Origin of the sequence: Mycolicibacterium pyrenivorans (genome assembly GCF_025821625.1) — a bacterium.
Classification (GTDB): domain Bacteria; phylum Actinomycetota; class Actinomycetes; order Mycobacteriales; family Mycobacteriaceae; genus Mycobacterium; species Mycobacterium pyrenivorans.
The window spans coordinates 55833-78585 of record NZ_JACKSH010000027.1; the positions used below are offsets into that span (position 1 = coordinate 55833).

Annotated in this window: 25 protein-coding genes and 1 pseudogene; 10 read left to right on the forward strand and 16 right to left on the reverse strand. The window is 67.7% G+C overall.

Annotated features, from left to right (window positions below):
* Window positions 1–3: 3 nt before the first annotated feature.
* The 3 genes from manB to rfbD are packed head-to-tail and all read right to left on the reverse strand — an operon-like array spanning window position 4 to window position 2881.
* Window positions 4–1083, reverse strand: coding sequence for a mannose-1-phosphate guanylyltransferase ManB (gene manB, locus H7I57_RS04750; protein WP_264022185.1), 1080 nt, complete (start codon window positions 1081–1083; stop codon window positions 4–6).
* Window positions 1083–1973 (reverse strand): glycosyltransferase family 2 protein, encoded by an 891-nt coding sequence (locus H7I57_RS04755; RefSeq protein WP_264022186.1) that lies wholly within the window; start codon window positions 1971–1973, stop codon window positions 1083–1085. The genes manB and H7I57_RS04755 overlap by 1 nt, the downstream gene beginning before the upstream one ends.
* Before the next feature lie 41 nt (window positions 1974–2014).
* On the reverse strand, window positions 2015–2881 hold the full coding sequence (rfbD, locus tag H7I57_RS04760; RefSeq protein ID WP_264022187.1) for a dTDP-4-dehydrorhamnose reductase: 867 nt from the start codon (window positions 2879–2881) through the stop codon (window positions 2015–2017).
* 66 nt (window positions 2882–2947) lie between these two features.
* Between rfbD and H7I57_RS04765 the strand changes: the two genes are divergently transcribed.
* The 4 genes from H7I57_RS04765 (at window position 2948) to H7I57_RS04780 (ending at window position 6409) form a co-directional block, all read left to right on the forward strand.
* Window positions 2948–4414 carry an LCP family protein gene (locus tag H7I57_RS04765; protein WP_264022188.1) on the forward strand — a complete coding sequence of 489 codons (1467 nt, stop codon included), beginning with the start codon at window positions 2948–2950 and terminating at the stop codon, window positions 4412–4414.
* 1 nt (window position 4415) lies between these two features.
* Entirely contained in the window at window positions 4416–5120 is a 705-nt protein-coding gene (locus H7I57_RS04770) for a TIGR03089 family protein (RefSeq protein WP_264022189.1), read from the forward strand.
* A gap of 143 nt (window positions 5121–5263) precedes the next feature.
* On the forward strand, window positions 5264–5593 hold the full coding sequence (locus tag H7I57_RS04775) for a hypothetical protein (protein ID WP_264022190.1): 330 nt from the start codon (window positions 5264–5266) through the stop codon (window positions 5591–5593).
* A 33-nt stretch (window positions 5594–5626) separates the two neighbouring features.
* Window positions 5627–6409, forward strand: coding sequence for a biotin--[acetyl-CoA-carboxylase] ligase (locus tag H7I57_RS04780; protein ID WP_264022191.1), 783 nt, complete (start codon window positions 5627–5629; stop codon window positions 6407–6409).
* A gap of 70 nt (window positions 6410–6479) precedes the next feature.
* On the opposite strand, the gene H7I57_RS04785 is transcribed toward H7I57_RS04780, so the two are convergent.
* The 3 genes from H7I57_RS04785 to H7I57_RS04795 all read right to left on the reverse strand — a co-directional run bounded on the left by H7I57_RS04785 (window position 6480) and on the right by H7I57_RS04795 (window position 10066).
* Window positions 6480–6851: a hypothetical protein gene (locus H7I57_RS04785; protein ID WP_264022192.1), complete on the reverse strand. Its 372-nt coding sequence runs from the start codon at window positions 6849–6851 to the stop codon at window positions 6480–6482.
* 119 nt (window positions 6852–6970) lie between these two features.
* The gene (locus tag H7I57_RS04790; RefSeq protein ID WP_264022193.1) at window positions 6971–8140 is read right to left on the reverse strand and encodes an acyl-CoA dehydrogenase; all 1170 of its coding nucleotides are present in this window, start codon (window positions 8138–8140) and stop codon (window positions 6971–6973) included.
* Window positions 8141–8548: 408 nt separating this feature from the next.
* A complete protein-coding gene (locus tag H7I57_RS04795; protein WP_264022194.1) occupies window positions 8549–10066 on the reverse strand; it encodes a plasmid pRiA4b ORF-3 family protein in 1518 nt (505 codons plus the stop codon).
* A gap of 46 nt (window positions 10067–10112) precedes the next feature.
* Between H7I57_RS04795 and H7I57_RS04800 the strand changes: the two genes are divergently transcribed.
* The 4 genes and pseudogenes from H7I57_RS04800 to H7I57_RS04815 all read left to right on the forward strand — a co-directional run bounded on the left by H7I57_RS04800 (window position 10113) and on the right by H7I57_RS04815 (window position 12086).
* Window positions 10113–10529, forward strand: coding sequence for a hypothetical protein (locus H7I57_RS04800; protein WP_264022195.1), 417 nt, complete (start codon window positions 10113–10115; stop codon window positions 10527–10529).
* 112 nt (window positions 10530–10641) lie between these two features.
* On the forward strand, window positions 10642–11214 hold the full coding sequence (locus H7I57_RS04805) for a Uma2 family endonuclease (RefSeq protein ID WP_264022197.1): 573 nt from the start codon (window positions 10642–10644) through the stop codon (window positions 11212–11214).
* Between the two features lie 282 nt (window positions 11215–11496).
* Window positions 11497–11748 (forward strand): annotated as a pseudogene (locus H7I57_RS04810) (type II toxin-antitoxin system antitoxin MazE5); the annotation flags it as partial.
* Window positions 11745–12086 (forward strand): type II toxin-antitoxin system PemK/MazF family toxin, encoded by a 342-nt coding sequence (locus H7I57_RS04815; RefSeq protein ID WP_264022198.1) that lies wholly within the window; start codon window positions 11745–11747, stop codon window positions 12084–12086. The pseudogene H7I57_RS04810 and the gene H7I57_RS04815, both read left to right, overlap by 4 nt.
* Before the next feature lie 10 nt (window positions 12087–12096).
* Here the strand turns inward: H7I57_RS04815 and H7I57_RS04820 are convergent, their stop codons facing one another.
* The 3 genes from H7I57_RS04820 to H7I57_RS04830 all read right to left on the reverse strand — a co-directional run bounded on the left by H7I57_RS04820 (window position 12097) and on the right by H7I57_RS04830 (window position 14852).
* Window positions 12097–13083 carry an SDR family NAD(P)-dependent oxidoreductase gene (locus H7I57_RS04820; RefSeq protein ID WP_264022199.1) on the reverse strand — a complete coding sequence of 329 codons (987 nt, stop codon included), beginning with the start codon at window positions 13081–13083 and terminating at the stop codon, window positions 12097–12099.
* 102 nt (window positions 13084–13185) lie between these two features.
* A complete protein-coding gene (gene purE, locus H7I57_RS04825) occupies window positions 13186–13689 on the reverse strand; it encodes a 5-(carboxyamino)imidazole ribonucleotide mutase (RefSeq protein ID WP_264022201.1) in 504 nt (167 codons plus the stop codon).
* Window positions 13686–14852, reverse strand: coding sequence for a 5-(carboxyamino)imidazole ribonucleotide synthase (locus H7I57_RS04830; protein WP_372510124.1), 1167 nt, complete (start codon window positions 14850–14852; stop codon window positions 13686–13688). The genes purE and H7I57_RS04830 overlap by 4 nt, the downstream gene beginning before the upstream one ends.
* 130 nt (window positions 14853–14982) lie before the next feature.
* Between H7I57_RS04830 and H7I57_RS04835 the strand changes: the two genes are divergently transcribed.
* The gene (locus tag H7I57_RS04835) at window positions 14983–15657 is read left to right on the forward strand and encodes a GtrA family protein (RefSeq protein WP_264022202.1); all 675 of its coding nucleotides are present in this window, start codon (window positions 14983–14985) and stop codon (window positions 15655–15657) included.
* A gap of 11 nt (window positions 15658–15668) precedes the next feature.
* Here the strand turns inward: H7I57_RS04835 and H7I57_RS04840 are convergent, their stop codons facing one another.
* From H7I57_RS04840 to H7I57_RS04870, 7 genes are all read right to left on the reverse strand, one after another.
* Complete coding sequence (locus H7I57_RS04840) at window positions 15669–16100, reverse strand: TA system VapC family ribonuclease toxin (protein WP_264022203.1); 432 nt, start codon at window positions 16098–16100, stop codon at window positions 15669–15671.
* Complete coding sequence (locus tag H7I57_RS04845; protein WP_264022204.1) at window positions 16097–16339, reverse strand: ribbon-helix-helix domain-containing protein; 243 nt, start codon at window positions 16337–16339, stop codon at window positions 16097–16099. The genes H7I57_RS04840 and H7I57_RS04845 overlap by 4 nt, the downstream gene beginning before the upstream one ends.
* A gap of 53 nt (window positions 16340–16392) precedes the next feature.
* Complete coding sequence (locus tag H7I57_RS04850) at window positions 16393–16911, reverse strand: PH domain-containing protein (protein WP_264022205.1); 519 nt, start codon at window positions 16909–16911, stop codon at window positions 16393–16395.
* 70 nt (window positions 16912–16981) lie between these two features.
* A complete protein-coding gene (locus tag H7I57_RS04855) occupies window positions 16982–18376 on the reverse strand; it encodes an NAD(P)/FAD-dependent oxidoreductase (RefSeq protein WP_264022222.1) in 1395 nt (464 codons plus the stop codon).
* A gap of 2 nt (window positions 18377–18378) precedes the next feature.
* Entirely contained in the window at window positions 18379–19032 is a 654-nt protein-coding gene (locus H7I57_RS04860) for an undecaprenyl diphosphate synthase family protein (RefSeq protein WP_264022206.1), read from the reverse strand.
* 1 nt (window position 19033) lies between these two features.
* Window positions 19034–20572 carry a sugar transferase gene (locus tag H7I57_RS04865; protein ID WP_308204312.1) on the reverse strand — a complete coding sequence of 513 codons (1539 nt, stop codon included), beginning with the start codon at window positions 20570–20572 and terminating at the stop codon, window positions 19034–19036.
* Window positions 20573–20724: 152 nt separating this feature from the next.
* Entirely contained in the window at window positions 20725–21435 is a 711-nt protein-coding gene (locus tag H7I57_RS04870; RefSeq protein ID WP_264022207.1) for a GAF domain-containing protein, read from the reverse strand.
* Window positions 21436–21541: 106 nt separating this feature from the next.
* On the opposite strand from H7I57_RS04870, the gene H7I57_RS04875 reads away from it, so the two are divergent.
* Window positions 21542–22687, forward strand: coding sequence for a glycosyltransferase family 4 protein (locus tag H7I57_RS04875; RefSeq protein ID WP_264022208.1), 1146 nt, complete (start codon window positions 21542–21544; stop codon window positions 22685–22687).
* The last annotated feature ends 66 nt before the right edge of the window (window positions 22688–22753 follow it).

Consider the following 22753-nt stretch of genomic DNA (forward strand, 5'->3'; position numbering starts at 1 on the left):
GCCCTACACGTCGGTGGAGAAGCGGATGCCGCCGTCGGGGATCGAGATGCCCGGCCACACCCGCGCACCGCGCAGCAGTTCGCAGCGCGCACCGATGTCGGCGCCGTCACCGATCACGCCGTCGCGGATCAGCGCTCGCGGCCCGATCCGCGCGCCGAAGCCGATGATCGACCGCTCGATGACCGCCCCGGCCTCCACCCGCACGCCGTCGAAGATCACCGCGCCGTCCAGCCTGGCGCCGCCGGCGATCTCGGCGCCGCGGCCGACCACGGTGCCGCCGATCAGCAGCGCACCCGGCGCCACCGAGGCCCCGTCGTGCACCAGAGACTCGCCGCGCTGACCCTTCAGGGCGGGCGACGGCGCGATGCCGCGCACCAGATCCGCTGAGCCACGGACGAAATCCTCCGGCGTGCCCATGTCGCGCCAGTAGGTCGAGTCGACGTAGCCGCACACCCGCAGCCCGTCGGTCAGCAGGCCGGGGAACACCTCGCGCTCCACCGACAGCGCCCGCCCGCGCGGGATCGCTTCGATCACCGAGCGTTTGAAGACGTAGCAGCCCGCGTTGATCTGGTCGGTCGGCGGGTCTTGCGTCTTCTCCAGGAACGCCGACACGACACCGTCGGAATCCGTTGGCACACAACCGAATGCGCGAGGATCGCCGACGCGCACCAGGTGCAGGGTGACGTCCGCCGCCCGCGACGAGTGTGAATCCAGCAGCGCGCGCAGGTCACAGCCGGACAGCACGTCACCGTTGAACACGATCGCGGTGTCGTACCGCAAGCGGGACGCGACGTTCGCGATGCCGCCGCCGGTACCCAGCGGTTCCTCCTCGACGACGTAGTCGATCTGCAGTCCGAACTTGGAGCCGTCGCCGAACTCGGACTCGAACACCCCGGCCTTGAACGACGTTCCGAGGATGACGTGCTCGATGCCGGCGTCGGCGATCCGCGACAGCAGATGGGTCAGGAACGGCAGACCGGCGGTCGGCAGCATGGGCTTGGGCGCCGACAGCGTCAGTGGCCGCAACCGCGTGCCCATCCCGCCGACGAGGATGACGGCATCGACCTCAGCTGGATTGACCATCAACGCTGTCCTTTCGCCTGCGCCCGGCGGGACTTGAGAGAACTGCGCACGGCCAGATTCGACCGCACCCCCAACGCCCCCCGGAATGCCCACCGTAGCGGTGCCTGCCACCGCTTCGGGTAGCGATCAGCGAGAAAAGTGTAGGTGCTGACGTGGTGTGCTGCCAGGTTGCGCGCCGGATCGCGGCCGGTGGAATGACCTTTGGCGTGCAACACCTCCGCCGAGGGCACGTAGACGTTCTGCCAGCCCGCGCGGCCGAGCCGATCCCCGAGGTCGACGTCCTCCATGTACATGAAGTAGCGCTCGTCGAACCCGGTCACCTCCGCGAAGGCGGCGCTGCGCAGCAGCAGACAGGACCCCGACAGCCACCCGACGGCGCGTTCACTGGGGTCTTCCCGCTCCTGGCGGTAGACGGCGGTCCACGGGTTCGACGGCCACAGCGGCCCGATCACCGCGTGCATGCCGCCCCGGATGATCGACGGCAGGTGCCGTGCCGACGGGTACACCGAGCCGTCCGGGTCGCGGATCAGCGGCCCGAGGGCGCCGGCGCGCGGCCAGCGACCCGCGGCCTCGAGCAGCAGGTCGATGCTGCGCGGTCCCCACTGCACGTCCGGGTTGGCGACGATGAAGACGTCGCTGCTGGAGGTCAGTCCGTATTCGGTGACGGCGCGGTTGACGGCGGTGCCGTACCCGAGGTTGGCGCCGGTCGGCAGCAGGCGCACGTTGGGGTAGCGCTCGACGGCCGCTTCGGGCGCCCCGTCGGTGGAGCCGTTGTCGGCCATGATGACGGTCACCGGGCGGTCGGTGGCGTGGGCCAGCGAGGCCAGGAATCGATCGAGGTGGGGGCCCGGCGAGTACGTCACCGTCACGACAAACAACTCGTCGCTCATGCCGGCGCTGCCCATCTCACGGCGTTGAGGGTAACGGGCATTCAGGCACCGCTGTTGCCCAGCGCCTCTGCCAACGCCACCCGCCAGGGCCGCAGCGGTGTCAGCCCCGCCGCCGCGGACTTGACTTCCGACAACGCCGAATAGGGTGGCCGCGGCGCCGGGCGGGGATGCTCGTCGCTGCCCACCGGCCGCACCCGTTCCGGGTCGGCGCCGAGTTCCTCGAAGACCGCCTGCGCCTGCTCGAACCGGCTGGCCGCGCCGGTGTTGGCGGCGTGCAGCACCGGTTCGGAGATCGAGTCGTCGGCGATCTGCAACAGCGCGCCCACCAGATCGACGACGTAGGTGGGCGAGCCGATCTGGTCGGCCACCACGTTCACCGTGTCGGTGCCGAGGGCCGCGCGGCGCATCTGCGCGGCGAAGTCCGACCCGTCGCGGCCTTCGTAGATCCAGGCGGTGCGCACGATGTGGGCGTCGGGCATGGCGGCCAGCACCGCGAACTCCCCGGCGAGCTTGGTCCGGCCGTACACCGACAGCGGGCCGGTGTCGTCGTCGATGTCGTAGGGCCGCGGCACGCCGTCGGGGAACGAGCCGCTGAACACGTAGTCGGTCGACAGATGGATGAATGACGCGCCGGCGCGCGCACATGCCTGGGCGAGATTCTCCGGGCCTGCGGTGTTGACGGCGGCCGCGAGGTCGGGGTTCGCCTCGGCGTCGTCGACCTTGGTGTAGCCGGCGCAGTTGACGACGACGTCGTCGGGGTAGATGAAACGCTCAGCCGCCGACGCGTCGGTGATGTCCCACTCCGAGGAGGTCAGCGCGAGCACGTCACGACCCTGCTGACGGGCCTGACCTGCCAACACTCGTCCGACGAGGCCGCCGGCCCCGGTGATCACGATGCGGCCGGTCATGTCACGAGTTTGGCACGCCGACCGCGGCTACCCGGTCTCAGGGCCGCTCGCCAGTAGCCTGGACAAATGCCTGCTGCTCACCTGATGCGTGTCATTTCCGTGGCCGCAGCACTGGCCGTGGTCGTGGGAACCGGCGTCGCCTGGGGCAAGATCCGTTCGTTCGAGTCCGGTATCAACCACATCAACCCGGTCGCGCTCGGTGGCGGCGGCGAGGACGGCGCGATCGACGTGCTGCTGGTCGGCATGGACAGCCGCACCGACGCGCACGGCAACCCGCTGTCCGACGAGGAGCTCGCGACGCTGCGCGCCGGCAACGACATCTCCACCAACACCGACACGATCATCCTGATCCGGATCCCGAACAACGGGACGTCGGCGACGGCGATCTCCATTCCGCGCGACTCCTACGTCGAGGCGCCCGGCATCGGGAAGATGAAGATCAACGGCGTGTACGGCTCGGTGCATCTGGAGAAGATGCAGCAGCTCGTCGAGCAGCAGGGCGAGGACCCCGCCGTCGCCGAACCCGAGGCCACCGAGGCGGGCCGCGAGGAGTTGATCAAGACGGTCGCCAACCTGACCGGCGTCACCGTCGACCACTACGCCGAGATCGGGCTGCTCGGCTTCTCCCTGATCACCGACGCCCTGGGCGGCGTCAATGTCTGCCTCAACGAGGCTGTCTACGAACCACTTTCGGGCGCCGACTTCCCCGCGGGCTGGCAGAAGCTGGACGGCCCGCAGGCGCTGAGCTTCGTGCGGCAGCGCCACGACCTGCCCCGCGGTGACCTGGACCGGGTGACGCGCCAGCAGGCGGTGATGGCGTCGTTGGCCCACGAGGTGATCTCGAGCAAGACGCTGTCGAGCCCGGCGACGCTGAACCGGTTGGAGTCCGCCGTGCAGCGTTCGGTGGTGCTCTCCGACGGCTGGGACATCATGGATTTCGTCGAGCAGTTGCAGAAGCTCGCGGCGGGCAACGTCGCGTTCGCCACCATCCCGATCGTCGAGGAGGCGGGCTGGAGCGACGACGGCATGCAGAGCGTGGTGCGCGTCGACCCGAGCGCGGTCAAGGACTGGGTCACCAGCCTGCTGGAGGACCAGGACGAGGGCAAGACCGAGGAGCTCGCCTACAGCCCCGACAAGACCGTCGTCGACGTCGCCAACGACAGCGACATCAACGGCCTGGCCGCCGCGGTCTCCCACGTCCTGTCGGGCAAGGGCTTCACGCCGGGCACCATCGGCAACAACGAGGGCGCCAAGGTGACCAGCAGCCAGGTCCAGGCCGCGAAGGCCGACGACCTCGGCGCCCAGGCGGTCGCCCAGGAACTCGGCGGCCTGCCGGTGATCGAGGACGCCTCGGTGCCGCCGGGCGCGGTGCGGGTGGTGCTGACCGTCGACTACACCGGGCCCGGTTCCGGGTTGGACGGCACCGACGTCACGTTGTCGGCGCCGCTGGTCACCGCGTCGGGTGGCGAGGCGCTTCCGACGCCGCCGCCGATCATCACCGCGGCCGCCAAAGACCCCGAGTGCGTCAACTGACGTGATCACCGTCAGCTCAGCCATCCTCGACCCGCTCATGGCCGCCAACCCCGCGGGCCCGCGCATCACCTACTACGACGACGCCACCGGCGAGCGCATCGAGTTGTCCACGGCGACGCTGGCCAACTGGGCGGCCAAGACCGCCAACCTGTTGCGTGACGAGATGGGCGCCGGGCCGGGCAGCCGGGTCGCGGTCCTGCTGCCCGCCCACTGGCAGACCGCGGCGGTGCTGTTCGGGATCTGGTGGATCGGGTGCGAAGTGGTGCTCGACGGGTCGCAGGCCGATGTCGCGTTGTGCACGGCCGAGCGCCTGGACGACGCCGACGCCACCGGTGCCGGCGAGGTCGCGGTGCTGTCGCTGGACGCGTTCGGTAAGCCGGTGCCCGACCTCCCGGTCGGGGTGACCGACTACGCGACGTCGGTGCGGGTGCACGGCGACCAGATCGTGCCGGAGCGCACTCCGGGCGACGCGCTGGACGGCCGGTCGGCCGCCGATGTGCTGGCCGCGGCGCAGGCCTCGGCCGATTCTCAGGGGTTGACGGCCGCGGATCGGGTGATGTCGACGGCGGGCTGGGACACCGCCGATGACGTCATCGACCATCTGCTCGCTGTATACGTAGTTGGCGCGTCACTGGTGCAGGTGGCGAACCCTGATCCCGATTTGCTGGACCGGCGCCGCCAGAATGAGAAATTGACGCGGGCGTAGCTGTGACCTTATTGTTTCCATAGCCACACAGTGCTCTCAGCTTGGAAGGTCACACTTTTACTTGTCAGAGGGTTACAGTTCTGGCAAAGATGGGTCCTTGCGGTGTCACACACCCGAGGACCCGTTCATGGAGGAGGCCGCCGATGGAGTCGACCGTAACCGGGATCGCGGTCCTCGTCGTCCTCGCGGTATGGCACCTCCACAACCGTCGCCACGCCGGGTGGCGGGCCAGCGCTGAGGGTCGTTTCAACATCTACTGCGGATATTTCCTGGTCATGATCGCTGTCTACTGGCTGACCTCGGCGCCGACGATGACGGACTGGGAGTGGGCGCTCGGAAACGTCTGGGCGCTGGCAGCCATGACGGCGTTCGTGTACGGGTTCGGCGCGCTCGACCGGGTCACCGCCCAGCACGCCTGGTGGGCTCAGATGGTGGAGTCGATCGAGCCGTCGACGGGCGCGATTCCCCGGTAGGCGCTGCCGTCCCTCCCCGTTACTCTCGACGCCGTGGATCCCTCCCCTCTTGACGTCGATGTCCTGCGCGCCGCCCTCCCGACAACGCAGTGGCGGCGCGTCGACGTGGTCGAGGAGACCGGGTCGACGAACGCCGACCTGATCGCGCGGGCGTCGGCCGGTGAGGACATCGCGGGCGCGGTGCTGCTGGCCGAGCACCAGACCGCGGGACGCGGTCGTCACGGACGCACCTGGTCGGCGCCGCCGCGCTCGCAGATCTCGATGTCGGTGGGCGTCGACACCACCGGCGTCGCACCCGATGCCTGGGGTTGGCTACCGCTGTTGACGGGGCTGGCGGTCGCGCACACGGTTCGCGACCTCGGCGTCGACGCCGGCCTGAAGTGGCCCAACGACGTCCTCGTCGGCACCGGCAAGCTGGCCGGCATCCTGGCGGAGGTGGCCGCACCGGTGATCGTCGTCGGCCTCGGGCTGAACGTGAGTTTGACCGCCGATGAGCTGCCTGACCCCAACGCGGTGTCGCTGCTCATGCTCGGCCACGACGCCGACCGCACCGCGTTGACGGTGGATCTGCTGCACGCGCTCGGCGGTCGGCTCGCCCAGTGGCGGGCGGGCGAGGACGCCGCGCTGGCCGCCGACTACCGCGCCGTCAGCACCACCATCGGCACGCAGGTACGGGCGCTGCTGCCCGGTGACTCCGAGATCGTCGGCACCGCAACGGGTATCGACGACAGCGGCCGCTTACTCATCGACGATGCGGGCACCACGGTGACGGTGTCGGCGGGCGACATCACCCACCTGCGGCCGGCGTCGCCCTAGGTCGCGCGAGCGTGCACCCACGGTCGTCAACCCACGCTCGGCAACGACAAGGAATGCACGTTCGCGGGGTTCACCGATCGTCGAGGACCGCCCGCAGGCTTTCGGCGATCTGCTGCAAGCCGGCCGACGTGCCGTCGAACCTTCCCCGCATTTCGGCGAAACCCTGGTCGACCTGCTCGAACCTTTGATCGACGTGCTCACGCAGGTCGGCGAAGTCCTGCCGCAGGTCGACGAAGTCCTGCCGCATCGCGTTGAAGCTCGCAGTCGTAGCGTTGCGGAAGTCGCGGATCTCGCCGCGGATCTCGCCGACGTCACGATCGGCGGCCCCGGCGAGCACCCGCGCCGCCGCCGCGTCCTGCTCCGCACCCTGCACCCGCCCAGACAGATTGCTTACCTGACTCTCCAGTGCCGCCACCCGCGGCTCGAGATCCCCGGACTCCATGCGTAAAGCCTACAAGCGATCACTGCCGCGGAAGCGCGCCGATTTCCTGCCGCGAGCGTGCACCCACGGTCGTCAGAACGCGCTGGCGACTACAAGGAATGCACGTTTGCGGCAGCCCGCTACTTCAGCAGGGCTCGCGACATCACCACGCGCTGAATCTGATTCGTGCCCTCGTAGATCTGGGTGATCTTGGCGTCGCGCATCATCCGCTCGACCGGGAAGTCGACGGTGTAGCCGGCACCGCCGAACAACTGCACGGCGTCGGTGGTCACCTCCATGGCGACATCGGAGGCCAGGCACTTCGACGCCGCGGAGATGAAGCCGAGGTTGCCCTCGCCCCGCTCGGCGCGGGCGGCGGCGGTGTACACCATCAGCCGGGCGGCCTCGACCTTCATCGCCATGTCGGCGATCATGAACTGCACCGCCTGGAAATCGGCGATGCTCTTGCCGAACTGCTTGCGGTCCTTGGTGTATTCGATCGCCGCGTCCAGTGCGCCCTGCGCGATACCGACCGCCTGCGCGCCGATGGTCGGGCGGGTGTGGTCGAGCGTGGCCAGCGCGGTCTTGAACCCGGTGCCGGGCTCGCCGATGATGCGGTCGCCGGGAACGCGGCAGTTCTCGAAGTACAGCTCGGTGGTCGGCGAGCCCTTGATGCCGAGCTTGCGTTCCTTGGGCCCGACGACGAAGCCTTCGTCGTCCTTGTGCACCATGAACGCCGAGATCCCGTTGGCACCCTTGTCGGGGTCGGTGACCGCCATGACGGTGTACCACGAGGATTTGCCGCCGTTTGTGATCCAGCACTTGGTGCCGTTGAGGATCCAGTCGTCGCCGTCGGCCTTGGCGCGGGTGCGCATCGAGGCGGCGTCGCTGCCGGCCTCACGCTCGGACAGCGCGTAGGAGGCCATCGCCTCACCGGCGGCGATCGACGGCAGCACCTGCTTCTTCAGCTCGTCGGAGCCACGCAGGATCAGGCCCATGGTGCCCAGCTTGTTGACGGCCGGGATCAGCGAGGCCGACGCGTCGACGCGGGCCACCTCTTCGATGACGATGCACGCGGCCACCGAGTCGGCCCCCTGGCCGCCGAACTGCTCGGGCACGTGTACGGCGTTGAAGCCCGACGCCACCAGGGCGTCCAGCGCCTCTTGGGGGAAACGCGAGTTCTCGTCGCAGTCGGCGGCGTGCGGAGCGATCTCCTTCTCCGACAGCGCGCGGATCGCCGTCCGCAGCTCCCGGTGTTCCTCCGGCAACTGGAACAGATCGAACGACGGATCTCCAGCCCAACTAGCCATCATCATCTCCTTGCTACTCGCGGGTAACTTTACCGCGCCGGCGCCGCTTCGCGAAGTCGGGATCTCTCAGTAAAGGTTCAGCATCGTCGTGGTTGGTTCTCATTGTCCATGGGTAGTTTTCACGACATGCAGGCCTACATCGATGGGAGCGCTCTCCGCTACACAGCTCGATGCGATTGCGGATGGGACGGCAAAACCCGCTGGTCACGCGCTTCCGCAATGATCGATGTCGGGACTCACGCCGTGGACACCGGTCACTATCCGGTGCCGGTGCCGGCCACCACCGCCGAGCCCGTCTTGGTGCTCAAGGCGTCGTAGCCGGGCGTTGAGGCTGCAGTGATGGCGAGATCCACTCACACTTCGCCGCCCTGAGTACAGTGTCGACGCCGGTGGACGAAGCCCCGACCGCTATCGCAGTCGGATGGCAAGCGCAGCGCGAGCGAAGTCGACGCCGTTGCCGGTCACCCGCTCCGATCGGTGCAAACCTGACCCGGTCCGCTGCAACAAGCCCAGCCGACGCAGCGTGTCTTTGACATCGAAGCTGGCTGAGGCCGCCGACCGCGCGGTGATCGGGGAGCCGTCGCCGCTCATCCAGCCCAGCGCGTCGAGTAGTTCCGCGACGAGAGTGTCGACATTGTCAGTGACCTCGGCGGCCACCGCGGCGAGGTACAGCAGCCCGGCCTGGTGAACACTCCGGTCGGCCGATGCCACCGGTGTCCGTTCGGCCAGGTGCCACCACAATCCAACGGGGTCACGGCTCAGCGCCTTGCCCCGCGCGGTCGCTAGCAGCCGGCCGCGGTGCTTGCGAAGCAACCCGGCCCGCTGCGCCGACTCACGCAGGTGCAGCACCGGATAGGTTTGATCTTCGCGGTTGCCCTTGCCGATCCACTCCTTGTCCAACTTGAGCTCGCCAAACGCGGCCTCGACGTGCGCCGGAGGCAGGTAGCCGGCCTGGGTCAGCTTGATGCCCTCGTCGCCCACCCGCTGCAGTAGCCAGGTGTAGGGCCGCACCGCCGCGGCGGCCGCGTCGGCTGCGATCAACACCGGGTCGTCGAGACGTGCGTCGCCCAGCAGCCGCCGCAACTGGTGCTGCCCAGCCGTGGTGCGCATCCCATCGAGAAGATCCCCGAGCGGGCCGACGATGTCGTGTGCGGGTGCGAGCGCACCCAGATCGGTCAGCGCGCGGTTGATTCGATCGATGTCGAACGGCGTCGGCGCCCAGTCGCTCGGATCAGTCTCGGAACCGTAGAGTTCGGCGTAGTGGGCCCGGGCTTCCACGTGGTCGGGGTGCTCGGGATCGTTGGCCGCGACAAGCAGCCCGAAGCCGCCGATACCGCCGCAATCCTCGGCTGGGGCGGATTGGCGCCCGCCGGTGCAGACCGCTCGGGGCGCCGGCGCCTCGCGCGCCAGCACGGACTCGAGTCGAATCACGTGCTGCCAGTCGTCACCAAAATCGTAGGCGTAGAACAACTTGTCGCCGACGTCGACGAGCACCTCATCGAGCCGGACCTCCTCCTCTGGCACGCCCTCATCACCATCGTCGGCCGAGAACGGGCACAGGTAGTACTCCGTCTCGCGGCTGTAATATGCGGGCCCGCAACCGAACCGGTGCAGATGCGAGTCGGTCCAACCGAATGTGGCCTGCATGATCTCGTGGACTTCATCCAGAAAGAGATCGGAGGCGAGCTCGAGCCGTCGCCAGACCGGCGGCTTCGTGTGCATCAGATCTGCCCGAATCCGCAGCATCACCGGTTCCGCGCGGCGGGGTCGGCGGCGTACCGGCGGCTTGGTCGCGGCAAGAAACTGCTCGACCGACGTCGCTCCGGCCGAGGCCAACCGCGCCGCAAGAGTGTGGACGTCAGTCGACCCGAGCCCCCCGAGCACCTCGTCGACGATCCGCTGCACCTTGTCGTTGTCGCTTGCCACGCTGGCGACGGTAGCTCACGGAACGTGGTGCTGTAAGGATGGATGGGTGGTCCATCCGGAGTCGGCGGAGTTCGCCGCGATCACCGATTCATTGACCCTGTGGCGGTTGCTGGTGTCGGGCACGCTCAGCCGGCCACTGCCGCCGGGCATCGCGATCGATACGTTCCAGCGACTGCATGGTGGCGGTGAGCCAGGTGCCTGCGACTCTCCCTGCTGCTGTGCACCGACTGGCGCTGGCGTCGGGTCAGCGCGAAAGGTGATCGCCGGCGTTGTGGAGACGGGCATCCTCGGCGACGACGGCCAAGGCCGGCTCGCCAACACCGTGCTCCGGCAAAAGCGGGTGCACTACCGGCACCCGATCTGGTGGATCGACACCAGCTTTGTCGAGTCCGACCTCAGCTCTCCCCCGGACCGGGCCGGACGATCCGACGGCAAGCCCAGCCAGGGCAGCCTGTTCGACTGACGCACCAGCACGCGCCGGCTGGATGTCGGTCGGTTGCGTCAGACTCGGGGCGACCCACCGTTTGGGCGTAGTCTGCATCTCAATCGAGTGCGCGCCGAGAGGAGGCCGGCCGGTGACCGACCTTGCACATCTACCGCGCGGTTTGCTGAGCCTGGAGCAGTGGGATGCGCTCGAACTCGATCCGACGCGACGGTGGGAACTCAGTGAAGGGGCCCTCACCATGTCGCCGCGCCCGGATGTCTGGCATCAGCGCATCTCGAAAAGGCTCACCCGGTTACTCGATGATCACCTGCCTGATGGACTCGAGGCGGTTCCCGAGATCGAGGTGATAACGAAAGCCTCGTTTCCACCGAGTGTTCGTGACCCTGACATCGTCGTGGTGTCCGAGCGCGTGTTCGGACGACGCTCGGCGCGGGTCTCTGCGGCCGATGTCGTGCTCGCCGTGGAGATCGTTTCGCCTGGTTCACGCGGCACTGACCACGTCATGAAGCTGCATGAGTACGCCAAGGCGGGCATTGCGAACTACTGGATCATCGACCCCGACGCACCGATGGATGAGCGGTTTCTGGCATATCGCCTGGACTCCGGGAGCTATCAACTGGTCGCGGCGCTGGAAGCAGATCGGATCCGGGTGAAAGAACCCATGGTGCTGGAGTTCTCGCTGGATCTGTTGATCGGTCGCTAGTTTGCGCGCGCACATATGAGCGAGAGCCACACATGATGGCGCGCATGCGAAAGCACCTGGCGACATCGTACGAGCAAGCCCTGGCACAGACCTGCGGTGAAGCGGATTGCGGAGATAACCGGAGAATCGCAGGCGTAGGCGCAGGCGGTGGCGACGGCGGTGAACGAGCGCAGGATTGCCGGCGTGACGGCCTCCAATGTTGAGGCTGCGCGGGCGGCGTACCTCTCTCGCGCTTCGCCGCCAAGAGCGCTGTTTCAACATATGTAACCTCGCGTGACGTAGTGGCATACTTGTGGCATGCCTCGCATACGGGTGAGTACCACCGTCGACGCCGACCTACTGGGCACGGCCCGCCGACTGCGCTCCGGTCAGACTGACGCAGCCCTCCTCGACGAAGCCCTCGCCGCGCTCTTGGCACGCCATCGCAGCGCCGAGGTGGACGCGAGCTACGCAGCCTACGATCAGCACCCAGCCGACGAGCCCGACGAGTGGGGTGACCTGACGTCGTGGCGACGCGCGGCCAGCACGTCATGAGCACGCTTCCAGCACGGGGGGAGGTGTGGTGGTGCGAACTCCCCGACATCGGTCGCCGTCCGGTCGTTGTCCTCTCGCGAGACGCGGCGATCCCCCGCCTCCGGCGCGCCCTCGTCGGCCCGTGCACGACAACCATCCGAGGGCTGGCGAGCGAGGTCGTTCTCGACCCCGAGGCTGATCCGGTCCCACGCCGGTCCGTGGTCAACCTGGACTCCGTCGAAAGCGTCTCCGTCGCGGTGCTTGTCGATCGTCTCGGCCGACTCGCCGACGATCGGATGCGCGCAATCTGCACCGCCCTCTCGGTGGCGGTTGCCTGCGATTCCGCGCCTTTACGCTGAGGCCGCCCGGTCACTCCCCCAGCAGTCGCTCGCTCAGTTCCCACAGCCGCCGCGCCGATTCCGGGTCGACGGCGTACGGCGCGACGCCGCCCACCCGGATCGGCTCGGAGCCGAACGCGATGTCGCTCGCCTCGCCCCCCAATGGGGCGACGTCGTTGTCCTTCAGGTAGACGCCGCCGATGTCGGCCAGTAGCGGACTGGTCGCCGCGAACACGCTCGTGCTGGCGGCTTGGGCCAACGTCTTGAGCTCGCGGTCGGGGTCGATGACGGGCTTGCCGGCGTCGTCGAGGATTCCCATCGCACGCAGTTCGTCGTCGGTGACCGTCGGTGCCAGGTTCGTCCCGAAGGCGATCCCCGGGTGAAGCGCGTAGCCGCGGATGCCGTCGGCCTCCCATCGCCGGTCGAGTTCGACGGCGAACAGCACGTTGGCGGTCTTGGACTGGCCGTACGCCACCATGCCCTCGTACCCGTCGGTGAAATGCAGGTCATCCCAACGGATGTCGGACAGTCGATGGCCGCCGGAGGACACGTTGACGACCCGGGCGCCTTGGGCGGCGCGCAACGCGGGCAGCAGACCCAGCGTCAGCTGAAAGTGGCCGAGGTGGTTGGTCGCGAACTGCGCTTCGTAGCCGCGGCTGTCGCGCACCAGTTCGCCGCCCATGATGCCGGCGTTGTTGATCAGCACATGCAGCGGACGGCCGGAGTCCACGTAGCGGGTGGCAAACGCTTCGATGGACGCGGGGTCGAGGAGGTCGAGCGGGGCGATGTCGACGCGGTCCAGTCCGGCCACGGCGGAGGCGGCGCGGTCCGGGTGTCGGCTGCCGACGGTGACGGAGGCGCCCGCCTTGCTGAGTGCCCGGGTGGTCTCGAGGCCCAGGCCGACGTGACCGGCGGTGACGACGATGTTCCTGCCGGACAGGTCGATTCCCTCGGCCACGTCGTCGGCCGTCGAGGCCGCGGTGAAGCCGAACCCGCGCGGGTGCTGTTTGTGCGTCATGACGTTCTCCCTACCATCGCGACGCCCGTTGACACTGCGCTGGCGACGACGGCCACTCGAATTTCCTCGCCCTCAACGCAGCCTCAACGCACCAAGAAGGCGCTACTCCCCCAGCAACTGCTGACGCAGCGCTTCGTCCTTCTCCAGCACCAACTGCTCCAGCGACACCTGATACGCCACCATCCGCTCCCGCAGCGCGGCATCCGACGAGCCGAGGATCCGCACCGCCAGCAGGGCGGCGTTGCGCGCGCCGCCGATCGACACCGTGGCCACCGGCACCCCGGCCGGCATCTGCACGATCGACAGCAGCGAGTCCAGCCCGTCCAGCCGCGCCAGCGGCACCGGCACCCCGATCACCGGCAGCGGGGTTGCCGACGCGACCATTCCCGGAAGATGCGCGGCCCCACCGGCTCCGGCGATGATCACCGACAGGCCGCGCTCGGCGGCGCCCTGGGCGTAGGAGAGCATCCGCGCCGGCGTGCGGTGCGCGGAGACCACGCCGACCTCGAACGGCACCTCGAACTCCGCCAGCGCCTCGGCGGCCTCGGCCATCACCGGCCAGTCGCTGTCGCTGCCCATGATCAGCCCTACCCGTGGCGAACTCATGCGTGCGAATCCCATCCGTCGGTCCACTGCGCGTGCGACAACCAGTGTGCCGCCCGTTCCGCGCGCTCCCGCAGCACATCGACCGACTCGCCGGCGCCGCCGACGATGTTGACGTGGCCGATCTTGCGTCCGGGCCGCTCTTCCTTGCCGTAGAGGTGCACCTTGGCGTCGGGCATCCGCGCGAACAGGTGGTGCACGCGTTCGTCCATCGACATGACCGGCGTCTCAGCAGCACCGAGGACATTGCCCATCACCGTGAACGGCGCCAGCGGCGCCGTGTCGCCCAGCGGGTAGTCCAGCACCGCCCGCAGGTGCTGCTCGAACTGCGACGTGCGGGCGCCGTCCATGGTCCAGTGCCCCGAATTGTGGGGGCGCATCGCCAGTTCGTTGACCATCAACGCGCCGTCGACGGTCTCGAACAACTCGACGGCGAGCACCCCGACGACTCCGAGCTCCGACGCCAGTCGCAGCGCCAATTCCGAAGCGGCAGAACCGAGTTCATCCGACAGCCCGGGGGCGGGGGCCAGCACGGTCACGCAGATCCCGTCGCGCTGCACGGTCTCGACCACCGGCCACGCCGCGCCCTGCCCGAACGGCGAGCGGGCGACCAGCGCGGCGAGTTCACGTTTCATCGCGACCCGCTCCTCGACCAGGACGGCGACGCCGTCGGCCAGGTAGCGCGCCACCGCGTCGCGGGCCTCGTCCACCGAGGACGCCATCACCACGCCCCGGCCGTCGTAGCCGCCGCGGACGGTCTTGATCACCACCGGCCCGCCGATCTCGCGGGCGAACGCGTCGACGTCCTCCACGGAGGAGACGGCGCGGTAGCGCGGCACGGGCGCCCCGAGTGCGTCCAGGCGCCGGCGCATCACCAGCTTGTCCTGGGCGTGAATCAGCGCCTCCGGCGGCGGCGCGACGTTGACCCCGTCGGCGACGAGCTTCTCCAGATGCTCGGTCGGGACGTGTTCGTGGTCGAACGTGAGGACTGTCACATCCTGCGCGGCGCGGCGCAGCGCGTCGAGGTCGGTGTGGGATCCGAGGACGACGTCGGGTGACACCTGCGCGGCGGGTTCGTCGCTGCGGGTGGCCAGCACGCGCAGCGTCTGGCCCAGCGCAATCGCTGCCTGATGGGTCATTCTGGCGAGTTGCCCCCCGCCGATCATTGCTACGACGGGCGGTGACGCAGATGGACGTGACACGCGCCCTATGGTGTCATGCGCCGGCCCACGAAGTTGACCTGCGGCTACGCGAGGATGAGGAAGTTCCGAGGTCGATTCCGTAGACTTTGACCTTGTGTCATTTGCCGATGCGACGATCAAGCGCCTTCCCGGGCCGCTGCGTCCTTATGCCGAGCAGCATCATGAGCTGATCAAATTTGCCATCGTCGGCGCGACCACCTTCGTCATCGACTTGACGATCTTCTTCACACTCAAGCTCACCGTCCTCGAGCCCAAGCCGGTGACCGCCAAGATCATCGCGGGAATCGTCGCGGTCATCGCCTCCTACATCCTGAACCGGGAATGGAGCTTCCGCGACCGCGGCGGCCGAGAGCGCCACCACGAGGCGCTGCTGTTCTTCGGCGTCAGCGGTGTGGGTGTGCTGCTGAGCATGGCTCCGCTGTGGGTGTCCAGCTACGTGCTGATGCTCCGGGTGCCGATGGTGTCGCTGGCCACCGAGAACATCGCCGACTTCCTGTCGGCCTACATCCTGGGCAACCTGCTGCAGATGGCATTCCGCTTCTGGGCGTTCCGCCGGTTCGTCTTCCCCGAGGAGTTCGCACGCAACCCGGAGAAGGCCCTGGAGTCCACGCTCACCGGCGGAGGTATCGCCGAGGCGTTGGAGGACGAGTACGAACTGCGCCACCCGATGCCCGACAGCGGCAACGTCACGCCGATGCGGCAGTCCCGCAAGCGGGCGCGACGTCAGCTCGGCGATTCCTCGGACCCCAGGGTGTCGAAGACTTCGTGATACCGCGAGCCTCAGATCACCAAGAGGTTTTCGGGGTTGGCGTGGCGTACGGCCTCGATGGGGATCGATTGGTCGAGAGTCGCGAACCGACCACCATTGGCAGTGGCGAGCGCGAGTAGATATGCGTCGGTGACCTGCCGATGCCCGTGCAATCGCGTGTGATCGATGAGTTCCTCGTCGAGCAGGCTGACCGAGCACGGCCAGTACGCGTGATAGTCGGTCGCCGCGGCGCGGGCCAGTCTGCTGATCGCCGCCGCGGGTGGCACGGGGCTGGGATACCGAGGCTGACTGATGATGCGAACGAAGCCGTTTTGAGTGATCGCGCAGGAGGCCCAGCCATCGTTGATGCCGGCGGAAAGCCATTGGCGAACCCGGTCGTGGTCGACGTGATCGCTGTCGAGCAACGCGATGAGGACGTTCACGTCCAGCAGGGCGCGCGTCACACCGCTTCCTCGCCGCGCAGTCGATCAACGAGAGCGTTGGACACGGCGGGCCCGCGGTGCTCGAAGGGCTCGAAGCCGTACATACTCTCCCGAGATACCTGCGGCCCGGCGTGCTGCTGTTGCGTCAGTGCCTGCCGCGCGAGATCGGACAGCACATCGCCGATGGTGCGATTCTCGCGGCGGGCGCGTTCCTTGACCGCGAGCAGTACGTCATCGTCCAGAGACAACGTAGTGCGCATGCATCAGATGTTAACGCATCAGATCACGCGGCGTGGGGCGCGGGTGCACGGCGTCAGCTTGGCGCTTCCTCGGATCCCAGGGTGTCGAAGACTTCGTGATACAGCAGTGAGTGCACGCGTTCCACGCGCGGGATGTCCTGGAACTCGAGCGGATCCTGCGCCGCGGATTCGATGATCAGCGTGCCGGTGCGCAGCATGCGATCCACCAGGCCGTGCCGGAACTCCACGCTGTTGATGCGGGCCAACGGGATGTCGATCCCCGACCGGGTGACCAGGCCGTGCCGGAACATCACGCGGCGGTCGGTGATGACGAAGTGCGTGGTCAGCCAGTTCAGGAACGGCCACACCGTCAACCATCCGACGAGGAGCAGCCAGATCGCGCCGATGACGAGGAACACGATGTTCTTGGCGTTCGACTCCCAGTTCAGGGTGTTGACGTAGCCGGCGACGAACGCGGCGATGGCGGTCAGGACGATCAGGACCAGGGCCGGGATCGTCAGCCGCCCCCAGTGCGGGTGGCGATGCAGGACCACATGTTCGTCTTTGGCCAGCACGTTCTCCGGATATCCCACGGGAGAACTGTACTCAGCGGTGGCAGTTCAGGACGTGGATCTGTCCGTGACACCCGCCTGAGCGGCGGGGTCACTTCCCGAGCAGACCGGATTCCTGATACCGCTGCTCGGTGTTGACCTGCCAGGGGTCGATGTTGGCGCCGAAGTAGCGGTCGACGCTGAGCATGGCGCTCAACATCGCATGGTCCTGGTTGTCGTAGTGGTGCATGCCGTTGCGTCCCATCGGGTGCAGCGACGGGTAGTGCTTGCGCAGGTGATCGCGAACCCGGGCGACGGCTCGGTCGCGGGCCTGGTCGTAGACGGGGTAGGCGTGTTGCGAGCGGACGAACATGACGTGCTCGACGTCGGAGTCGATCCCGAGCGCACGGAGGTCGTTTTCGACGATCCTCGTCAGGTGCTCGTCGCTGGCCGTGTACAGGTCACCGTCGGGTTCGATGAAGTACTCGAACCCGAGATAGGTGCCGTCCCAGTCGTCCGGGGCGAGTTCGCTCGACCAGCGGCCGTAGTTCTGGATCCGGCCCACCCGGACGTTCTTGGCGGGCGTGTAGACCCAGTTGAACGGGATCTCGACACGGGTGCGCAGCGCGACGGCGACCGTGATCAGCCCACGGTGCTTGAGTGCACCGGCGATGGCCCGAATATGCTTCGGCGGCGCGGGATCCAGAGCCTCGACCAGCAATCGCAGCGGCATGCTCGAGAACAGCGCATCCCCGGTCGCGGTTTCGCCGTTTCGCAGCGTGACGGTCCACCGTGGCCCGTCGAGCCGGGCGTTGACGACCGGCGAGTTCAGCGAAGGGACCACCCCGGCGTCGGCCAGTTTCGCGGCCGCAGCCTCCCAGAGTTGGCCGGGTCCCAGCCGGGGGTAGTGGAAGGTGTCGTTGTCGGTGAAATCCCACTCGCTTCGGCTGCGCCAGCCGATCGGCCGGATCCGCTGGTTCGCCCAGTCGCTGGTGATGTCGCCGGGGTCGGTCAGCCACGTCTTGCGGACATAGCCATCGAAGAACAGATTGTACCAGTAGCGGCCGAATTCTCCTGTGCCCCAGTCGCGGAAGCTGGCCGAGCCGTCTGCGAAGCGCCTCCCGTGCCGGAACCTCGACCACAACATGCTGCTGAGGCCGTGCATGCCGCGCCGGTAACCCATCTGCGACAACAGGTCCCGGCCGATCAGCGGGTACCGCACGAAATGGCCGTTGACGAGCATCGCGGAGCGCCGCTTCACCGAGATCCACTCCTCGGGAGGCAGCAGTGACTTCCAGAGGTCCAGGACCTCTTCGCTTCTGGTGAAGAACCGGTGACCGCCGGGGTCGACGCGCCAGTCGCCGTCGGTCGGCGTGCGCGCCAGGCCGCCGACGTCGTCGGAGGCTTCGTAGATGCGGGGCGTCACGCCGTTGTCGACCAGTCGCAGCGCGGCGGTGAGCCCGGCGGGGCCTGCGCCGATGATCAACGGGTTCCTCGTCGCCTCCATGGTCACCGGCCCCGAAGCTGCGGTGAGCGGCGGTAGTCGGCGATGAGGTCGTCGATGCGATCGACGTCGAGGTCGTTGAGCGGCGTCGTCAGGAAGTTCAGCTGGGCGTACTGGCTCTGCAGCGGCAGGAATCCGCTGAGCAGAGCCTCGGAGGTGGTTCGGATGATCATGTCGACCTCGCCGATGTCGAACGACTTGGTGATGTCGCAGCCTTCTCGCTGGGCTCGCTCGTGTGCGGCACGCAGTTCGTCGCCCGCGTCGTAGGCGGCCAGGATGTTGATCCGGAATTCGTCGCCGGTCATGGACATCTCCGAGTCGTGCGCGGCCGTGAGGTATTTCTCCGGCAGTAGGCTCCGGTCACCATGTAATCGCACACTGCAGGCGGCCGGATCGAAATGGGCCGGAAGAAGTGCGCTGAAGAAGTGCGCCGACGCCGCGTACACGGCGTCCAGTTCGTCGTCGCGGCGCGCCAGATTGGCACGGCTCAGGTTGTAGACCGACACGGTCTGTACACCGTGGCCTTGCAGCGCCAGGAGAATTTCGACGGTTTTCTCCGCACCGAGCAGGTAGGCCTCGGCCAGGGTGGCGCCGTTCGCGTCCGCCCAGCGCCGCAAGCCGTCGGGGATCAGGCCCACATGCCCCGGCTGATGGAGCATGTCAGTCTTCCGTCGGTCGCAGCACCGCCAGAACGGTCAGCAGCAGGATTCTGAAATCCAGTTTCACCGACCAGTTCTCGATGTAGTAGTTGTCGAACTCCGCGCGGTCGGCGATCGAGGTCTGCCCGCGAAGGCCGTGCACCTGGGCCCAGCCGGTGATGCCGGCCTTCACCCGGTGTCGCTCGCCGTAGCGCCGGATGTGCATGTCGAACAACTCGACGAACTCCGGCCGTTCGGGACGCGGACCGACCAGGCTCATGTCTCCGCGGAACACGTTGACCAGTTGAGGCAACTCGTCCAGCGACGTCTTGCGCATGATCTTGCCGATCCGGGTGCGCCGGTCGTCGCCTTCCACGCCGCCGGGCGCCGCCCCTTCTTTCAGTTGGAAACCGGCCTTCGCGGGGTCCTCAGGACGCATGCTGCGGAACTTCAGGCAGTCGAAGACCTTTCCGTCGCGGCCGATGCGTGGCTGGCGGAAGAAGACCGGCCCCGGGGAGCTGAGCTTCACCAGCAGGGCCAGCGTCAGGAAGATCGGGGAGATGGCCAGCAGTCCCAGCCCGGCGAGCACCCGGTCCGACGCATGCTTGAACGCGAAGTGCCAGCCTTTGGGGTCGGTGTGGCAGAGCACCATCAGCGGTATGCCGCCGAGGTGCTCGACCCAGGTGCCGACGCTGACGGCGTCCATCAGTCGGGGTACCACCCGGACCTGAATCCCGAGGTTCTGGGCCCGACGGGCGGCCCGCGTCAACTGCTCGTCGGGCACCGACGTCGGGGTGACGATGAGTTCCTCGGCGCGGGTCGCCCGCGCGGCGATGTCGATGTTGTCCGGGGTGCCCAGGTACGGCACATCGAGCAACTCCGCGTCCGCGGGCCGCACATCGTCGAGCACGCCGACGGGGTTCAGGCCGTAGTCGGCCACCTGCCGCATCCGCGTGATGAGCTGGTGGGCGATCGGACCGGAACCGATGATCAGCGCCGGCGCCGCGGTGTGGTACTTGCGCCGGTAGTGACGCTGAATCATCAACCGCAGCAAACGCAGCAGCGGTACGAGGACGGCCGCGAACAGCCAGATCTTCAGCATCAGCTCGCTGGGGCGGACATAGTCGCCCGCGGCCTCGCCGCGATCCAGCCGAGGCACCAGGAACAGCACGATCGCCATCGAGGTCAGGATCGACACCGCGACCGATACCTGCACCGGCTCGAAGTCGTCGAAGAAGCTCCTGTTCAGATTTCGCCGGTACAGCTTGCGGGTGGCCAGCACGATGAGGACGATCGGGACGAAAATCCATGAGTACAACGCGATGTTGCGCTCTTCGACCTCACCCGACATCATCCACTGACCCAGCAGAACCGCGCTCGAGGCCGCCAGGATGTCGATCACGATCGTCAGCACCGAGAACCAGGGATCGGTGCGCATCGCCAGCACCCAGCGAGGCAGCTCGGAGGGGTCGTGCCGCTGCGGCCCGGCGGCGGCGTCCGGCCGCGGAACAGCGGCCCCGCGACCGGGCTTGCCGTTCGCCGTCTTCAGGTCTAGCTGCATATGTTCAGTCCCCCGGAAGCATCCCCTGGGACTCAACTCTATGTGCGCTGCGGCGCGGACGTCGTCAAATCAATGGCCTGGGAAACGAATTTGCCAGACGTGCGAAAACAGCAATGTCGTCCGACATTGCTGGTATTTCAAGATCAGCCTTTTTAGCCTGACTCGGAACCGAAAATCCGCTCGGTCACGATCTGCGCGAGATCGGTCATGACCTGCACGTGGCCGGTGCCCCACAGTCGCGGTTTGTTGTCGAAAACGCACAGCGTCCCGATCACGTTGCCGTCGTGATCAATCAGCGGAATCCCCAGGTAGGCGATCACGGCGCCGGCCTGGACCGCCGGATGGTTCTTGTATATCGGGTCGGTTCGAGCGTCCTCGAAAACCAACGGTGAGCCATTTGCCACGGTGTACTGGCAGACCGATTGTTCGAGTGGCGATTGCCTTTCCTCGGGGGCCATCGCGTCCATACCGACGGAACTCTTGAAAAATTGCCTATCGACGTCTATCAAAGAAATCGCCGCGAACGGCGCGTCCAATGCGTCGGCGGCCGCGCGGGTGATCCGGTCGTACTTCTCCTCGGGAGGGGAATCCAGCAGCCCGGTGGCGTACAGCGCCTGCAGCCGAGCGGGGTCGTTCACCGTCGCCGACACATCGGGCATCGCGTCCGCGGCGAACACCCCGACTTCGGACATATGCACCAGCAGGTCCTTGGAGGAGGGTTTCTCGGCGCGCATCAGGTCGGCCATCATCTGCGCTCCCACGGCGCGCGCGACATAGGTGCCTACGTCCTCGCCCGCGTCCCGGGCGCACTCTTCGAGCGCGCGGTGGAGCGAATCGTCGAACCCTGGTACGTGCGTGGTCACACACCGAACGGTAACCGAATCGCGAAGCACTTCACCAATGAACGGGCGCGTCAATCCGCCGCTGTGCCGGCGACGTAGCCTTGGATGCACTGCCGACGATCGGAAGGTGCCTGTGGCCGGAGCGCGGACGTCGAGCAACCGTGCCGTCGACCTGTTGTTCGACGCTCGGCATGTGCGTCAGAGCGGCATCGGCACCTACATCCGCACCCAGCTTCCCCATCTGCAGGAGGCCGCGGCCAGGAACCGTATTTCGTTGGCGGTGCTCGCCGACCCTGACACCGTCCCGGAGCTTCGCGAGAGCACCGAGGTCGTGCTGGCCACTCCCCCGTCGGCCGCGATGTACTCCGCCGGCGAGCAGCAGGTGTGGCGGCACGCGTTCGACGCCGTCCGGCCGCGTGCGGTGTGGCTGCCGCACTATCCGTATCCGGTGTCACGGTTGTTGCCCGCCAATCGCCGGATGCTGACGTATGTCACCGTGCACGACACCATTCACCTGCTGCCGGAGAGCATCAGCGGACAGAACCGGGCGCGGCGGCTGTACGCCCGCGCGATGCTGCGGGCCGACGCCCGGTCGTGTCGCCGGATCTTCACCCCGTCGGAAGCGACCGCGGTGACGCTGAAGAGCATCGAGCGGTCCGCGCGGGTCCTGGTGACCCCGATTCCGGTGGACGAGATCTGGTTCGAGCCGGCGGACCCGAGCCTGTCGCCCGTCGCCGGGCCGTTCCTGCTGTACGTCGGGAACACCAAGCGCCACAAGAACCTTCCGCTCGTCGTCGAGGCGTTCTCCGGCCTGGCCGACACGATTCCCCACAAGTTGGTGATCGCCGGCGGAGGTGCGTCGCTGCGCACCGCCGACGACCGGGTGCGCCGACTCGCCGAAGGCATGGGTGACCGCGTGGTGGTGACGGGCCAGCTCGACTTCGCGGTGCTGCGGGCGCTGGTCGCGTCGGCGCAGCTGTTGGTGATGCCGTCGCTGTACGAGGGCGCGGGGTTGCCGCCGCTGGAGGCGATGGCTTCGGGCACACCGGTGGTGGCGTCGGACATTCCGGCCGTCCGCGAGACGTGCGGCGACGGCGCCGATTTCTTCGATCCGCATGAGGCCGGCGCGCTGGCGCAGCTGATCCGGACGTACTGCGCCGACGACGCGGCCAGAGCGGAACTGGCGAAGCGGGGCCATGACCATGTGGTGGCGCGCCAGCAGCGGATCTGCCCGACGGCGGCGGCAGACGCGATCTGCGCCGATCTCGCGTGAGGATCTCGCGGCGCGCGCTGCTCGCCGGCGCGGGCGCTGCTGCGGCTGCGGCCGCGCTGCCGGGTT